General features: G+C 37.3%; 18 protein-coding genes. 10 read left to right on the forward strand and 8 right to left on the reverse strand.

The window, feature by feature from the left end; genetic code table 11:
* Window positions 1–50: 50 nt before the first annotated feature.
* From pheA to gldB, 8 genes are all read right to left on the reverse strand, one after another.
* Window positions 51–899 (reverse strand): prephenate dehydratase, encoded by an 849-nt coding sequence (gene pheA / locus BMW39_RS09865; protein ID WP_034975013.1) that lies wholly within the window; start codon window positions 897–899, stop codon window positions 51–53.
* 161 nt (window positions 900–1,060) lie between these two features.
* Entirely contained in the window at window positions 1,061–1,852 is a 792-nt protein-coding gene (locus BMW39_RS09870) for a DUF2490 domain-containing protein (RefSeq protein WP_034975014.1), read from the reverse strand.
* 55 nt (window positions 1,853–1,907) lie between these two features.
* Entirely contained in the window at window positions 1,908–2,351 is a 444-nt protein-coding gene (locus BMW39_RS09875) for a hypothetical protein (protein WP_034975015.1), read from the reverse strand.
* A 32-nt stretch (window positions 2,352–2,383) separates the two neighbouring features.
* On the reverse strand, window positions 2,384–3,454 hold the full coding sequence (locus BMW39_RS09880; protein WP_034975016.1) for an endonuclease/exonuclease/phosphatase family protein: 1,071 nt from the start codon (window positions 3,452–3,454) through the stop codon (window positions 2,384–2,386).
* Between the two features lie 8 nt (window positions 3,455–3,462).
* The gene (locus tag BMW39_RS09885) at window positions 3,463–3,960 is read right to left on the reverse strand and encodes a GNAT family N-acetyltransferase (protein ID WP_034975017.1); all 498 of its coding nucleotides are present in this window, start codon (window positions 3,958–3,960) and stop codon (window positions 3,463–3,465) included.
* A 268-nt stretch (window positions 3,961–4,228) separates the two neighbouring features.
* The gene (locus tag BMW39_RS09890) at window positions 4,229–5,383 is read right to left on the reverse strand and encodes a cystathionine gamma-synthase (RefSeq protein ID WP_034976089.1); all 1,155 of its coding nucleotides are present in this window, start codon (window positions 5,381–5,383) and stop codon (window positions 4,229–4,231) included.
* 84 nt (window positions 5,384–5,467) lie between these two features.
* Window positions 5,468–5,794 carry a gliding motility protein GldC gene (gene gldC / locus BMW39_RS09895; protein ID WP_034975018.1) on the reverse strand — a complete coding sequence of 109 codons (327 nt, stop codon included), beginning with the start codon at window positions 5,792–5,794 and terminating at the stop codon, window positions 5,468–5,470.
* A gap of 481 nt (window positions 5,795–6,275) precedes the next feature.
* Window positions 6,276–7,259, reverse strand: a complete 984-nt coding sequence (gene gldB / locus BMW39_RS09905; protein WP_034975020.1) for a gliding motility lipoprotein GldB — start codon at window positions 7,257–7,259, stop codon at window positions 6,276–6,278.
* A gap of 46 nt (window positions 7,260–7,305) precedes the next feature.
* Between gldB and BMW39_RS09910 the strand changes: the two genes are divergently transcribed.
* From BMW39_RS09910 to BMW39_RS09955, 10 genes are all read left to right on the forward strand, one after another.
* Window positions 7,306–7,830: a GNAT family N-acetyltransferase gene (locus BMW39_RS09910; RefSeq protein ID WP_034975021.1), complete on the forward strand. Its 525-nt coding sequence runs from the start codon at window positions 7,306–7,308 to the stop codon at window positions 7,828–7,830.
* 92 nt (window positions 7,831–7,922) lie between these two features.
* Window positions 7,923–8,270 (forward strand): hypothetical protein, encoded by a 348-nt coding sequence (locus BMW39_RS09915; RefSeq protein ID WP_131474307.1) that lies wholly within the window; start codon window positions 7,923–7,925, stop codon window positions 8,268–8,270.
* The gene (gene nadE / locus BMW39_RS09920) at window positions 8,270–9,064 is read left to right on the forward strand and encodes an NAD(+) synthase (RefSeq protein ID WP_034975025.1); all 795 of its coding nucleotides are present in this window, start codon (window positions 8,270–8,272) and stop codon (window positions 9,062–9,064) included. The genes BMW39_RS09915 and nadE overlap by 1 nt, the downstream gene beginning before the upstream one ends.
* A gap of 21 nt (window positions 9,065–9,085) precedes the next feature.
* Window positions 9,086–9,421 carry a hypothetical protein gene (locus tag BMW39_RS09925; protein ID WP_034975027.1) on the forward strand — a complete coding sequence of 112 codons (336 nt, stop codon included), beginning with the start codon at window positions 9,086–9,088 and terminating at the stop codon, window positions 9,419–9,421.
* Window positions 9,422–9,439: 18 nt separating this feature from the next.
* Window positions 9,440–10,096, forward strand: coding sequence for a hypothetical protein (locus BMW39_RS09930; protein WP_034975029.1), 657 nt, complete (start codon window positions 9,440–9,442; stop codon window positions 10,094–10,096).
* 20 nt (window positions 10,097–10,116) lie between these two features.
* Complete coding sequence (gene ribD, locus BMW39_RS09935; protein ID WP_034975030.1) at window positions 10,117–11,169, forward strand: bifunctional diaminohydroxyphosphoribosylaminopyrimidine deaminase/5-amino-6-(5-phosphoribosylamino)uracil reductase RibD; 1,053 nt, start codon at window positions 10,117–10,119, stop codon at window positions 11,167–11,169.
* Between the two features lie 57 nt (window positions 11,170–11,226).
* Window positions 11,227–11,802: a hypothetical protein gene (locus tag BMW39_RS09940; protein WP_034975033.1), complete on the forward strand. Its 576-nt coding sequence runs from the start codon at window positions 11,227–11,229 to the stop codon at window positions 11,800–11,802.
* Between the two features lie 67 nt (window positions 11,803–11,869).
* A complete protein-coding gene (ubiE, locus tag BMW39_RS09945; RefSeq protein WP_034975034.1) occupies window positions 11,870–12,595 on the forward strand; it encodes a bifunctional demethylmenaquinone methyltransferase/2-methoxy-6-polyprenyl-1,4-benzoquinol methylase UbiE in 726 nt (241 codons plus the stop codon).
* 1 nt (window position 12,596) lies between these two features.
* The gene (gene porT / locus BMW39_RS09950; protein WP_034975036.1) at window positions 12,597–13,397 is read left to right on the forward strand and encodes a type IX secretion/gliding motility protein PorT/SprT; all 801 of its coding nucleotides are present in this window, start codon (window positions 12,597–12,599) and stop codon (window positions 13,395–13,397) included.
* 116 nt (window positions 13,398–13,513) lie between these two features.
* Window positions 13,514–14,461, forward strand: coding sequence for a C1 family peptidase (locus BMW39_RS09955; protein WP_034975037.1), 948 nt, complete (start codon window positions 13,514–13,516; stop codon window positions 14,459–14,461).
* The last annotated feature ends 154 nt before the right edge of the window (window positions 14,462–14,615 follow it).

Consider the following 14,615-nt stretch of genomic DNA (forward strand, 5'->3'; position numbering starts at 1 on the left):
CACTGAAAAAACCGATTAGATTCCTACGGAATGACGATAGATTGAGTTTTCTACCCTTCCAACAAAAACTCTTTATAATTCCCCAAAAACTTCACATCAGCACCAATTGCTTTCAGTTCGTCCACGGAATTAATGTAAAGCACATCATCCCAACCGCCAACAACGGTCACAAAGAAGAAGTAATTTCCTAATTTGGTTTTCAAAGTTCGGGATTCAATTTTGCTAAGGTTCATATTTCGCCACGCAAAAACGGACAAAACCTGATGCAATCCTCCAGCGTGATCTTGTGGCAAAGTGATGAGCATCGCGGTTTTCTTCCCTATATTTTCCAGATGATTCTCGTAAGAATTCTCAGTTTTGGAAATGATGATGAAACGCGTGTGATTCTCCTCAACGTCGTGGATGTTTTCATTAAGGATTTTCAAACCGTATAATTCAGCCGCAAATTTATTCGCAACTGCTGCGATTTTTCTATCTGGATTTTCAGAAACACGCTTTGCCGCCGCTGCTGTGGAAGCAAAATCCTGTTTCGGAACGTCGGGATAATTTTTATTCAAAAAATGAAAACTTTGCGCAAGCGCCTGCGGATGAGAATAGATCTTCTCGATAGAATCTTGATTTTCCTGACCTGGATGTATCATCAAATGATGCGCAATCGGCATTACTGCTTCCGCTTCGATCTTGATTTCGGGAGTCTGATAAAGGTAATCCAAAGTCATAGAAACCGTTCCTTCTATCGAGTTTTCCAAGGGAACCACCGCTTTGTCCACTTCATTGTTCTGAACCGCCAAGAAGCAATCCAAAATATTGGCTTTTGGGATCAATTCATCATTTGGGAATAACTGCGTTGCGGTCAGCTGCGTAAAAGAAGCTTCGGGTCCGAGGAATGCTATTTTCATTTTGCGAAATTAAAGAATTTTTGAACCACAAAAGTCACAAAAGATATCGAAAAACAAAAATTTACCGAAGATCAAAAAAATTAAAACTTTAAAACAGACTCCTTTTTTAAACTTTTTTAGATTTAAGAAGGATAATAGCTTTTGTGACTTTTGTGGTTAAATTAATCTACAATTTTCTTAGAAAAATCAAAATTGAAATTGGCGCTTACGATAAATCCATTGTTGTACTGAAAAACATTCTTCCCTTCAATTTCCCGTCCAAATTGCACAATCTGATTCAAATATCCACCTTCTAACCTAACCAAATTATTGAATTTGTAACCCAGCAAAACGCCTATTCGATTTTGGTCAAAGATATTTTCACCGACATTTTTCCCAAATCCAATCATCAATTCATCATAAGCAGCAACGTAAGGCGTTTTGTCTCCAATCGAATTTCCCTTCAAAGGCATTTGCAAACGGATCATATATCGCGCTCGGTTCAGAAATGGATATTGGTCTTCGGAAGTCAGGTTGGCATTGGAATATCGCCCGACCCAACGCTGTTCTAGCATAAAACGGTGCGACAAATCTACCTTTCCGATTTTGTCAGTAATGGTTGCCATTTCGTAGATCCTGTGTTCTGTGAAATCTTTTCCCATCCCGTTGATCGGAATGTCACCATAAGGAAAAGTCTCTGCCCAAGCATAACCAACGCGCAATTGCAAATTTGGATTTACTTGATAATTAAGTCCCAAACGCAAAAGACTCTGTTGCCAAGTCGTGATGTAATCATTTCTTCGCCACTGATATTCTGTGTGAATGGAGAATTTCGAATCCAGCTTGAAAGTTCCGTTGTACGCGTACCAGCCGATATTATTGTGATCGCTGATTCGGTTTTGCGCTGAAAAAGATGTTGAAATTGAAATCAGAAAAACTGAACTGAGAAATAATTTTGCCTTGGTGAAAAACATATTTTTGAAATATCGATTTCAGCAAAAATAGAAATTCGGAAATGGATAGACAACCTTAATCGGTTTTTATCTTTAAAACGGGTGCGCTGTAATTGTTCGTTTTTTTGTCAGGATCGATGACGCTGGAAGTTTTCAAAAGATCTTCAGCAATCAGGATATTTTCGTCGTGCACAGCGATATCATTAAGGAAAACCAGAGCATTAGCAGGTAATTTGAATCTTTTCTTCGCTTCGGAGATCGTCAGACTTTCGATGGTCATTTTTTCTTTGAGCGTGATGTTGATCAATCCATTTTTTATCAGATCATCAAATTTTGCAGTTTCTGTAGAAGGTGTTTTGTAAACCTGAACCTGCTCGATCTTGTTTGGGTCCAAACTATTCAAAGTTAGATTTCCCATTACCACATTTTGGACAATGACAATTGGTTTTGGTTCCGTTGTCTGTGCGGAATTTAAAATAAATGCGAAGGAAAGTATTAAGCTAAAGATGATCTTTTTCATTATTAATAAATTTAATTTTAAAGATACAAAAATTAATTGGCATCACCTTTCTCGATGCCTTCTTCTATTTTTTCAACCACTTCCTGCTCTTCATCGTCGGAAATTTCCAGTTGATCTTCTGTATCTTCATTTCTAATGACGAGCGAGATCCAAATTGGAAAATGGTCAGAATCTACGGACTTTGTGACATTCATATCCACCAATCTGAAATGTGGACTCACGAAAAAATGATCTAATGGCCAACGCAAAAACCAATATTTGGCGTGAAAGGTATTGAACATGCCTCTGCCGCGTCGGGGATCCAACATTCCGCTGGATTTTAGGAATAATTTGGTGGTTTGTGACCAAGCGACATCATTCAGGTCACCAAAAACGATGGCTGGCTTCCCGTATTCTTCCGCTTTTTTTCCGACCAAAAGAATCTCAGCGTCACGTTCGGTACTTTCTGGATTTTCCTGAGGAACTGGCGGCGTGGGATGAATCCCGTATAATCTGACAATGCTATTGTTATATTCCAAGTCGGCGACGATGGACGGAATATCATCATCTATCAAATAATTGATCTCGTAATTCTTAACCGGAAAATGACTGTAAAACAACAGACCATACGTATTCGCCAATGGAACCTCGATCTTGTATTCATAATCTTTTGTGACCATTTCCAAAGCTTTTCTCCACTCTTCATCCGTTTCGAGAAAGAACAAAACGGTGGGATTATTTTCTTTGATCAGGTCAATTAGTTTCTGGTAATTTCGGTTGTGCTGATAGACATTACAAACCAAAATATCGAGCGTGGTCTCGTCGTCATTTGGCTTTACTTTATCGATCATTGTCTTTCCAAATCTTGTGTAAGGAAGAATGATATATAAAAGATAAAGTGCAAATACCACTTCTAACGCCAAGAGAACTTTGTCGTAATCCGTGGGTTCAGGAATGGCAAATTTCCATAAAACAATCAGAACTATCAGAATCACAAACTTCTGAAAACGAGGATAATCGAAAATCCTAAAGGTCCAAAATGTGTTTTTGACAGAAGGGATCAGAACAGAGAAGATCGCCAATATGGAAATGATCCAGTACAAACAATACGTGTAGTTTTCCATATATAAATTTAGTCTTTGATGGTTTTGCCTAAAATAATGAGACTTTGTTTTTCGTCATCGAGTTCAGCGATATTTTTGAGATTGGCCCAAAGTTCGAAACCGAATTTTTCAAATAAGGTCAAACTTGGCAAATTGTGAGCGAAGATAAATGCAAGGAGATTTTCGATACCTAAGCTCGGGCATTTTTCTATGGATAACTTTAAAATCTGTTGTCCGAAACCTTTGCCTCGGAAATTTTCATCAATGTAAATACTGATCTCAGCTGTTTTCTGATAAGCCGGACGTCCATAGAAATCCTGAAAACTGACCCAGCCAATTGTGTTGTCCTGAGAATCCTGAACCATCCAAAGCGGACGCGTTTCAGAATTGTGCTCATTAAACCAATCAAGTTTGCTTTCGACAGAAACAGGCTCCAGATCGGCAGTAACCAATCGCGACGCCACCGTAGAGTTATAAATTTCTACGATCTTGGGAAGATCATCTAAAGTGGCATCTCGAAAAGTCATATTTTTAATTATAATTGATGAATGATAATTGATAAATGATTATTTGCACTATTAATCGCAAAGCTTTAAAAAGTTGCTGTAAATCTTTTAGGCAGCGAAGTTTTTTATCAATTAAAATTGATTTTATGAAGCTTGCATTCTAAATTTTACGCTTCTTCAATCGACAATGTCGAAAATCTTTGCTTCCTTCTTTATTAAAATTTTATTCTTTAATCTTTGCTTTTTATTATGAGTGATATATAAAGGTTTGATCAATTATCCTCTATCATTAATCATTTATTGAACTAAACGCTTGTTCCAGATCAGCGATCAGATCTTCAGCATCTTCGATTCCGACGCTTAATCTTACCAAATCATCTGTGATTCCAAGGGCTGCTCTTTTCTCTTCTGGGATCGATGCGTGCGTCATCAAAGCGGGAAGATTGGCCAACGATTCTACGCCACCCAAAGATTCTGCCAAAGTGAAAACTTTGATGTTTTCCAAGAATTTAACTGCATCTTCCTTCTTGCCAGATTTGAACGTGAAAGAAACCATTCCACCAAATTCCGTCATTTGACGTGTTGCCAAATCATATTGTGGATGAGAAGACAATCCTGGATAGTAGATCTTATCAACCAATTCATTCGTTTCCAAGTATTTTGCCACTTCAAAACCGTTGTCTGAATGTCTTTGCATTCTCAGCGCCAAAGTTTTGATTCCTCTCAAGACCAAATAAGAATCGTGAGGACCCAAAATTCCACCACTTGCAAACTGGATGAAATGTAATTTCTCGCCCAATTCTGCATCTTTCGCGATTAAAGCTCCAGCGATGACATCGGAATGTCCGCCTAAATATTTGGTTGCAGAATGCATCACAATATCCGCACCCAGATCAAGAGGTTTTTGAATATAAGGCGTTGCAAATGTATTATCAACAGCTACCAAAATATCTTTTCCTTTCACAGTATCAGCCACCATTTTGATATCCACCAATTTCATCAATGGATTGGTTGGCGTTTCTAGCCAGATCAGTTTTGTTTTGTCTGTAATGACATTTTCAAGTTGCTCAACATTATCGAATCCAATGAACGTAAATTTCAATTGGTATTTTTCGAATAATCTGGTAAACATTCTGTAAGATCCACCATAAAGATCATCTACAGCGATGACTTCATCACCTGGATTCAGTAACTTCAAAACACAATCGATTGCGGCCAAACCTGATCCGAAAGCCAAACCTCTAGCTCCGTTTTCGATGCTTGCCAAAGAATCTTCCAATGCTTGTCTCGTCGGGTTTGCACCTCTTGAATATTCGTAGCCAGAGATCAATTGTCCCGGACTCTTCTGTGCGAATGTTGATGTTAAAAATACAGGAACATTGACTGCGCCAGTCGCTGGCTCGTGCTGTTGTCCGCCGTGAATAACTTTTGTATTGAATTTCATATTTCTAATATTTTGTTTGAAGCTGGAAGTTTGAAGCTGGAAGTTTTTTAACATCCATCTTTCAACTTCCAGCTTCCTTTTTTTTTACATTTTGATAGCCGATTTCACTGCAAATTCCTCAGCTACTTCTTCCAGCCAACCAGCAACATCTTCTTCGCCAGTTGCACGCAGATAAGTTTGTCCAAGGGAAACGATGATCTGGTGATAGAAACGTTTCATATGATCCACAGGCATATCTTTTGTCCAAAGATCAATTCTCAAAGCTTCGGAAGTTTTTTCGTCCCAAACGGAGATCATCACGGCTTTGGTTTCTTGGTTTTCTACGCCGCCGTCTTGTGCATTCCACATCATTTTTTCTGGCACGTGATTCTCGTCCAACTCTATATCTACTGTAATTTTTGTTTTACGCATTGTTATATTAATTAAAAAAATTTAAAGTTAAGAAGCAGAATCAATTCTACTCAATTTGTGTTTTTCTATTTTTACATATGATTATATTAACATTAATAATACAGAATAAAGCTATCCCAAAACTTACAAGGTTATATCTATCTATTTCGAATATTAAAACCTTAGCCATCCAATAAATAGAGTAAACTGAGGCTAATAAACAAAATGCAAATAAAATATTATTGGTTTTAATTGATTTAAAGTACACAATTATATTATATATCAAAATGAATATTATTGTTAAAAATAAAGGAAATAAAAAATTCATTAAAGTAAGTTTAGTACTGCTCTCAGGTCTTTGGTTTAAATAATTAAAAAAAAAATAAGCCAAAATTATGTACCAGATTGAATACATTGAAAATAATAAAATGATCAATCTGAAAAATATCTTTTTAATTAAGGCCTCGTTCATCCCAATTATTTTAAAACTCTCCAACTTTCCTTACTTCGGTCTGTATTCCGATCCATTGAAAATCTCTGTTGCGTTCTTCTTCAAAAACACGTCCAATTTTTCTTCGGGATGTGCTTTCAGATAATGTTTGCAAATTTGCCAGCCTGTCCAGATCGCGATCTGAGGCGAACTTTCTCTGTCAACTTCTGTGTAGAATTTTGAAAAAGGTCCTGGCGCAATGAATCTTTCCGATAATCCCGGATCTGCACTGAAGAGCAAGTCACCTTCTACAAAATAATTCCAGATATTGGTTTCGTTGGCAACTGCCCAATTATATTGTTCCTTGGTATAATTCATTTTCAAATGTTCTGGAACATTAGGCAGGAAAGCGTCCTGAAGGATTTGAACTTTCCCTTGATAGACCATTTGATCCAAAAATTTCTGTTGCTCTATCGGAGCAGGAACCAATCTTGCGGCAAAAAAGGCAGAGATCTTTGGAACCAAATTTTCCGGGTTCATCGATTTTTGAAAATAAAGGTCCAAGCCCTTGTAATTCTTATTTCCGTCACCCATAAATCCAGTAATGTCCACGAAAAGCATATTCTCATCTTCTCTCAAAAAAATAGGATCCGTCACATTTTGAGTATCGATCACAGATGAATAGAGATAAATATGAGGCGGCTGGAATTTCGGGAAATATTTTTTGATGTGTGAGAAAAGGTCAATCAAATCTTTATCCAGTTTTGTTTTGTTGATCTTGGAAATCGCTTCTTTGTAGATGCGAACTTCCATCGTATCTTTTCGTCTGTCACCGTAGTCGGCGTCTGGGACTGAACCTTGGAACCAAGGATATTTTTGTTTGAAATCTTCCAAGCTTACAGAAGAATTGTAGAATTCTCCAGAAAGATCGGTGACATTTATTTTCTTGACAGGATTCTTGATCTCAACATCCCATTTGTTTTCGTTTTCCTTTTTGCAAGCCGATAAACTGAAAACAATTATGGCCGAAAAAGAGATATATCGGAAAAACTTCATTATTTTTACATTAAGATTTTCGAAAAGCAAAAATACGATTTAATAGATGAAGCTACCAATAATTACGGAAAGATTAATTTTAAGAAAATTGACCAAAGCGGATGTTGATAACATCTTCCTTTTGGACAGCAATCCCGACGTGATGAAGTATGTAGGTGTTCCGCCTTCGACTAGTAGAGAACAGTCTGAAAAAATGGTCGAGAATATTCTGGATCAGTACGCCAAAAACGGAACTGGCAGGCTTGCGGTCATCGAAAAAGAAACTAACAGATTTATTGGCTGGAGTGGCATCAAACTTTTGACAGAGGAAGTCAATGGTTTCAAAAATGTCTACGAATTAGGCTACCGATTTCTCCCTGAATTCTGGGGAAAAGGTTACGCGACAGAATCTGCAAAAGCTTCATTGGATCTAGGTTTTAATCAACTGAATGCTGAGAAGATCTATGCTTATGCTGATGTTGACAATGAATCTTCCAATCACATTCTCACGAAATTAGGTTTCGAAAACAAAGGCGCTTTTCTTGACAATGGCGACAATTGCTATTGGTACGAATTAGAAAAAAATAAATAATGAGAGCTTGTAATCTATTATTTTTCTCGTTCTTATCGTTGATGTGCGTTCCAGTGTATTCACAAACTAAAAACCAAAACAACAAAATAGTTTTGAATAAAACATTCAGAACATCAGTAGGAAGTATGTGTGTGGAAACCAATACACCGAAACCCTGTGCTGGATATACCGTTTTTCTGGAATTAAATTTCAAAAATGATTTTGTCTTGGTTAATGAAAAGAATGAAAATGCTTGTGGAACCGTTTCTGAAAATAAATATAAAACGAATTACAGTACACAAGGAAATATTGTGAAAGTCGAAAAGTTGACCCGATATGGCGAACCGTTGAAAATCAAACAATTTTTGTACACAAAGAATAGTTTGATTGGAGAAGCAATCGATGTGGACGGACGCAAAACGGAATATGTCTTTGAAGAAATTAAAATAAAACAAAAATAATGCAGACACAAAAAGTAATAGATCATATCGTCAACTGGTTAAAAGATTATGCGACCAAAGCCAACTCAAAAGGTTTCGTAGTAGGTGTTTCGGGAGGAATTGATTCCGCAGTGGTTTCGGTTTTGGTAGCGAAAACGGGATTGCCGGTTTTGGTTTTGGAAATGCCAATCCGTCAAAAAGCCGATCAGGTGGACAGAGCTCAAGACCACATCGATTTTTTGAAATCTAATTTTCCAAATGTGGATGGTTTCCGAGTGGATCTGACGCCAACGTTTGAAAGTTTTGAAAAAACAACAGAAGGCTACAAAGACGACTCACCGAGCAAAAATCTGGCGGAAGCGAATACAAGATCGAGATTGAGAATGGTAACACTTTATTATTACGGTCAGATCAATGGATTTCTTGTGACTGGAACTGGAAACAAAGTGGAGGATTTTGGCGTTGGATTTTTCACAAAATATGGCGATGGCGGAGTAGACATCTCTCCTATCGCTGACCTTTACAAAACGCAGATCTATGAGATTGCCAAAGAACTAGGCATTCTCGAGAGCATTCAGAAAGCTAAACCTACGGACGGACTTTGGGAAGTGGAAAGAACAGATGAAGACCAAATTGGCGCCACCTACCCTGAATTGGAATGGGCAATGGAACAGCAAAAAGCTGGAAAAACCGAAGCTGATTTTGATGGAAGAGAAAAAGAAGTGATGACCATTTATCTAAGATTCAACAGAGCGACACAACATAAGATGAATCCGATTCCTGTTTGTGAGATTCCAGCAGAGTTGAAAAATTAGTTTTCAGAAATATTCTGGAAGATGAATTCAAACATTTTAAATAAATTCAAATTGATCGTCTGTATAATTATTGGTCCTTTAGTTATTTATTTCGTAGCTTCATTTTTGAGAAATCAAAGATTGAAAGAGGTCGATTTTACTAAGGAGAACTTTGGATATACAAAAGGTATTATAACCAAAAAAAGTACTCATAAAGGCAATTCTATTAGTGTAAGGTATCTTATAAACAATAAAATTTTCGAAGAGTCAGATGGCTTTGAAGAAAAATATAATTTTAAAGAAGGCGATAGTATAATATTAAAATATTCAAAAACTAAACCTGAATTAATTATTACAGAATATAATATTGATTATTAACTAAAACTCAAATATAATATGAAAATAAAAAATCTACTTTTTATCACAATTGGTCTGTCATTCACATCAACTTTTCATTCTCAAGAAAAACCTGTCACCGAAGAAATAACAGCTACAACTCCTGCTGAAGTGATTGACCGATTGAATATTGCCGGACCTTTAACCTTCCGTGAAAGTGAATATTTTCTGACCTGGAGCAAGCAAAATTCTCCAACTTGGGCGCAGCAGCAATACATTTTACGAGATGATGATTTCAAAAATTATAAAGAACTCATCAATTTCTCATACTTCGATAAAGAAATCGATATGGACACTGCTGTAAAACAAAAAGTGGAATATGTCGAAAAAAGAAAGGACAGAACGCAGGACAAATACTCTTTCGTAAGCGTTACGGAAAGTCCCGACGGAAAGGAAATAGTAGTAGATTACCTCGTGACCGTGGTTCCGCAAGAAGGCGAATCCTACGCTGAATATAATATCGATCGATTCAAAAGCTTTGACGCTGGCGGCAAAAAATCGTTCTTGATTTTCTCCTATTCCAAAAGACTTGCAGGCGATTTGAAATATGCGTCAAAATCCTTAACCAAAGAAAGAAGCCGACTGATGGAAGGCGTCATCACCATGGCAATTCCGCCGATCACTTACAAACCAACGGCGGTTGAAGCGAAGAAATAGATCTTAGAAGTTAGACATTCATGAAGGACGAAGAGTACATCAAACGCTGCATAGAATTGGCGGAAAAAGCTTTAGGAAAAACTTATCCCAATCCGTTGGTTGGTTCCGTGATTGTCCACAACGACAGGATCATTGGCGAAGGTTTTCATAAAAAAGCTGGCGAACCGCATGCAGAGATCAACGCGATCAATTCTGTAAAAGATGAAGACAAACATCTGATCCCGGAAGCTACGATCTACGTTTCTTTGGAACCTTGTGCGCATTTTGGGAAAACGCCACCTTGCGCTTTGAAAATTGTAGAACTCGGTTTCAAAAAAGTAGTGATCGGCGCAATGGACAGCCATGATAAAGTGAATGGAAAAGGCAAAAAGATCATTACCGATGCAGGAATCGAAGTTGTTTCCAGTATTTTAGAAAAAGAATGCCGAGAACTTAATAAACGATTTTTCACTTATCACGAGAAGAAAAGGCCCTTCATTATTATGAAGTGGGCGGAATCTGCTGATGGTTTTATGGACAAAGATTACAAACCGACGCAGATCAGCAATTCACTTTCGAAGCAGTTGGTTCATCTAATGCGAAGTGAGGAACACGCGATTCTCGTTGGAAAAAATACCGCACTTCATGACAATCCAAGTTTGACAGTCAGAGAAGTTGAAGGTCGAAATCCTACTAGAATTTTGATTGATTTTAATCTTGATGTTCCTAAGAACTTTAATATTTATAATGATGAAGCGGAAACGATCATCTTCAATTCCATTAAAAATTCTGAGGATAAAAATCTGAAATTCATTAAAATAGAAAAAGAAAATTCATTAAACAAAATCTTGGAAGCCTTGTACGAGTTGCAAATCCAGTCTGTGATCATCGAAGGTGGAAGATTTACATTGCAACAATTCATCGATCAAAATCTTTGGGATGAAACTGTGATCTTCAAAAATCCAAATTTGAATCTTGAGAATGGAACCACGGCACCAACATTCAATTTCAATCCAGAAAAAACGGAAAGTTTGAGAGATTGCGAAGTTTTGTTTTTCAGGAATCCAAGGCTTGACCAATATCAGAATGATTAAAAATCGACGCTCGGAAAAAAATCCGTAAATTCGCATCCTTAATAGATTTCAATTGATATGAAAAATCTGAGCGCCTCTACGAAAGGCTTGATTTTTTCTTTACTGGCCATGGGATTTGCGTTCGCTATTTACTTTTTGTTTTTGGCGAAAAAAAATTATTATCTGGTAGACAATCCTACGCCGGAAACTTTCTATTTCAAGATCAATAATGGCTCACAAAACATCCTTTCTGCAGGACAATACGTGAAGGTTGACCTCAATAAAGGAAAAAATAACATCGCCGTTTTTGACCAGAACAAAAAACTGCTTTACGATTCTGCTTTTACCGTCAGCAAGATCCGAGGTCTGTTGAACATTGCGAATAAAGATTACTACGTCAACCACCAATATTACGGATATGGCTTGAACAAAGATTCTCTAATGGCCGCAAAGCCTGGAATCGAGATCGATAAAAAGCACTATCTGGGCGACGTGAAGAAGATCAACAAGCTTTACACAGAAGATTTCTATTACAACCTGGACGAAGAATATGACCGCATCATCAAAAATGTAGCGAAAGTCGAAAGCCGATCCAAGATCTTCAGAAAACAGGATTTCATCAATTATTATAACAATTATTACAAGTTCAAATAGATTTAATAATTAAAAGATCAACCATCAATTATCGGTCGAAGATCATTTATCAACTCTCATCATCAAAATGGAACACAACAACGTAACACCATACAACTCCGAATACAGCAAAAAAAGTCAGGTAGAAGATATGTTTGACAACATTGCGCCAAAATATGACCTTCTAAATCACGTACTGTCTATGAAAATAGATGTGCTCTGGAGAAACAAGTTGGTGAATATGCTAAAGAAAGACCAGCCAAAATTGGTTTTGGATGTGGCCACAGGCACAGGAGATCTTGCCATTGCAGTTCAAAAAGGCACCAATGCAGATGTTGTCGGTCTGGACCTTTCTCAGCAAATGCTGAACGTGGGGATCGAGAAGATCAGAAAGCAAAATCTGGACGGAAAGATCTCTATGCAAAAAGGCGATGCGGAACAACTTCCGTTCGAAGACAATAAATTTGATGGCGTTACCGTTGCATTTGGAGTGAGAAATTTCGAAAATCTGGAAAAAGGATTATCAGAATTACGCAGAGTTGTGAAAGAAAACAAAAGTATTTATATATTAGAGTTTTCAAAAGTAGAAGGATTCTTGGGACCATTTTATATGTTTTATTTTAAAAACATTCTGCCTGCAATTGGGCGTTTGGTCTCCAAAGACAACCGTGCTTACACATATCTTCCGGATTCTGTGAACGCTTTTCCTTTTGGAGAGAAGATGAAAACGATTCTACTAGATACTGGTTTCAAAAAAGTAGAATACACCAAACTAAGTTTAGGAATAGCCACCATTTATAAAGCTACAAAATAGAATGAAGCAGCGAGTAATCAAGATCTTATCATTTGCAGTACTTCTGGGCAGCAATCTGAATGCTCAGACCTATAACAATCTTTTTAGGACCAAAGACAGAATGGACAATCTGGAAGATTTTGATCTAAAGAAATTCAGTTATGGATTTTTTCTGGCTGCCAACAATTTCGATTATAAAATGAATCTCAGCCCTGTTTTTGGGATGGACGGCAGCAAAAGTCTCGTGGAATCAAAAGCGACCTACAGTTTTGGAGCTGGATTGATCGGGAAAATGAGATTGAATGAATTCATGGACCTGAGACTGGAACCAGGCTTACACTTCGTACAGAGAGATTTGACCTTCAATACATTTGACCATGTGAATCAATACGCTGGAGGAACAAATTATAATTTGCCTTTCACACCAATCACCGAGCCAGGTGACGAAATGATCAACAAAATCGTAAAATCTACATACATCGATATTCCGCTACTTTTGGAAGTGCATGGTGATAGATGGTACAACTCTCGACCTTATGCTGCCGCTGGTATCAATTATTTGGTAAATCTGCAGTCGAACCAGACTTCGATGGACGACAATCAGCAAAACACTTTCCGTACGACCACGCATAACTTTGGTTGGAGCGCGGAAATCGGAATCCAACTGTATTTTAGCAGATTCAAGCTAACGCCAGCCATCCGAGGAACCTTCTTTACAAACAACGAATTGGTAAGTGATAAAGAAACAACACCACCTTACTGGACGCCTGCCATTTCTACTATGCAGACCCGCGCATTCATGCTAGTTTTGAAGTTTGAATAGAATAATAGGATACACTTCACTATCGTACAAGATTATACATTCTATACATTTTGATATAATAATATAAAAATAAAGCAATAATTGCTTTATTTTTTTGTTTATAAAAGAAAAATAACATGAGAAAGAATGTACTTTTAACAATCCTTTTTGTATTGATTATTACCGCTTGTGCACGTTTATTAGAAGGTGATCCGCTTCCAGTTGAAGTTGGAGACTACAAACCACCCATTAGCGATACTGTGAAGCTAACGGCCGATGTCGGCCTCAATGACCCAAAATCATTAGGTCTTGCAATTAATTGTAGTGTCAGTGATGGTCCAGAGTATAAGAAGATAGAAATCCTCGACTCACTACCGGTACGTTTTGACCTGAGCAAAGATATGCCTCCTGTGAAATCACAAGGCATTGTGGGCAGTTGTGCATCATTTGCTACAACTTATTACATGAAAAGTTATCAGGAAAAAATTCAGCACAAATACGAGTATAATAACTACGGCAAAGTCATGAGTCCATCATACGTCTATAACCAGGTGAAGGTGTCCGATTGTCCTAGTGGCTCTTGTATTATCAATAATCTAAGTTTATTGAAGCGTGAAGGTGCCGCAACATGGCAAGAATTCCCTTACGATGGCGTCAGTTGTTTTTTACAGCCAAACAGCCAACATAAAAAGCTGGCAGAAAAAAATAAGATAAAAGCTTATTACAATGTCAGCAGCACAGATAGCACGAACATCAATTACACAAAAATAAAAGCAATCAAGTCCTTACTTTACAATAAGATACCTGTTATCATCGGCATGAGTATCGACAAGGATTTCTCAGAAGGTAATAAAAAATCTGACAGCGTTTTCGTCTACAATAGTTATGATGCGTCGAAACCGTATGGAAGGCATGGAATGTTGATCGTGGGATATGACGACAGACTAAACGCCTTCAAAGTCATCAATTCATGGGGAACATCTTGGGGTAACAAAGGATATTCTTACATCAATTACGACTTCTTTGATAACACGAATGAGAATTCGCAGTACGTCCCAGAGATCTATTACGCCGAAGATCTATAACGAAGATGATAAGATTAAATAGTGCACGTTACAGTACTCATTATTGATAATTATCTGATTCTGCTTAAAGTTAATTCATTATAAATCAAACAGAAAGAAAGTCTGGCTCACAAAAGAGAAATATCGTGTTAAATCATCATTAATTTTTCCTATT

The organism is Epilithonimonas lactis, from assembly GCF_900110605.1.
GTDB lineage: Bacteria > Bacteroidota > Bacteroidia > Flavobacteriales > Weeksellaceae > Epilithonimonas > Epilithonimonas lactis.